A 1,254-nucleotide genomic window follows, 5' to 3' on the forward strand; every position below is an offset into this window, starting at 1 on the left:
GTGGAGGCGCACGGCACCGGCACCCAGCTCGGCGACCCCATCGAGTTCCGCGCGCTCACCCGCGCCTTCGCCGGGGCTCCCACCGGGTCGGCGAGGACCTTGCCCGCGTCGCGGGCGGCGGCCTGCGCGTCGGCGTGCTGCTGCTCGGCGAGGTCGCGCAGTGCCTCCATCGCGGGGTTGCTCGCGGCGAGGGTCAGCTCGCGCTTGATGAAGGTGAGGTCGGCCTGCCAGACGTCGCCGAGGATGCGCTGCAGGTAGGGGCTGGAGTGGTCCCAGCCGTCGCGCGGGGTGCCGGGGCCGTAGCCGCCGCCGATGGTGGTGATCAGGACCGCGGGCTTGCCCGCCAGCAGCGGGTCGGTGGGTCCCGCGCCCGCGATGACCAGGTCTGCCCAGGTCTTGAAGTGCTGGGAGACGCCGAAGTTGTACATCGGCACGGCGAAGACGGCCGCGTCGGCGTGGCGGAGTTCGTCGGCGAGTGCTGCCGCCAGGCCGAGGGCGTCCCGTTGCTGCGGGGTGCGGTCGGTTTCGGGGGTGAATCCGGCGGTGGTGGCCGACGTCCACGCGTCGGCGGGCAGCGGTTCGGCGCCGAGGTGCCGCCGGGTGATCGTGGCGCCGGGGTGGGCCGCGGTCCATTCGGCTTCGGCGAGGTCGGCGAGCTCGGCACTGGTGGAGGTGCCGGGCAGGATGCTGGCGTCCAGGCGGAAGAGGTTCATGCGTGCGGCTCCTTGCGGTGGTGCGGTGCGTGACCCGTCGTCACACCCGGAAGATTAAACGGACCGTACCCCGCTTTTGTTCCGGGGTAGGTTCGCCGGTGTGGATGTCGTGCCCTTCGGGAAGCCGCGCGCGGAACGCGCCGACGCGGTGCGCAACCGCGAGCACCTGCTGGCGGTCGTGCGCGAGCTGATCGCGGAGCACGGCGTCGAGAAGGTGACCATGGACGGCTTGGCCGAGCGCGCGGGCCTGGGCAAGGGCACCGTGTTCCGGCGCTTCGGCAGCCGCGCGGGCATCTTCCGCGCCCTGCTGGAGGACGACGAGAGCCGGTTCCAGCAGCAGGTGCTCTCCGGGCCGCCGCCGCTGGGGCCCGGCGCGGGCCCCGCCGAACGGCTCATCGCCTACGGCCGGGAGCGCATCCCGTACCTGCTGCGCCACCACGCGTTCGCGCAGGCCGCCGCCGGGCCCAGGAAGGCCGCTTTCGCCCGCGGATCGGTGGCGTCCTGCGCCGGGTTCTGCACGGTCGGCACCATCGCGTTCTCC

General features: G+C 73.7%; 2 protein-coding genes and 1 pseudogene. 2 read left to right on the plus strand and 1 reads right to left on the minus strand.

The annotated features are described in order from the left end of the window. On the plus strand, positions 1–258 hold the full coding sequence (locus ABZ805_RS29310; RefSeq protein WP_358447183.1) for a hypothetical protein: 258 nt from the start codon (positions 1–3) through the stop codon (positions 256–258). Here ABZ805_RS29310 and ABZ805_RS29315 read toward each other — a convergent pair. After that, positions 255–713: pseudogene (locus ABZ805_RS29315) on the minus strand (NAD(P)H-dependent oxidoreductase); the annotation flags it as partial. The gene ABZ805_RS29310 and the pseudogene ABZ805_RS29315 sit on opposite strands and share 4 nt — an antisense overlap. A 100-nt stretch (positions 714–813) precedes the next feature. Here ABZ805_RS29315 and ABZ805_RS29320 point away from each other — a divergent pair. Beyond that, positions 814–1,254 (plus strand): helix-turn-helix domain-containing protein (locus tag ABZ805_RS29320; protein WP_358447181.1); only part of this gene is annotated, 441 nt, incomplete at its 3' end.

The organism is Saccharopolyspora sp. NPDC047091 (assembly GCF_040643635.1).
In the GTDB taxonomy this organism is placed as follows: Bacteria; Actinomycetota; Actinomycetes; order Mycobacteriales; family Pseudonocardiaceae; genus Saccharopolyspora_C.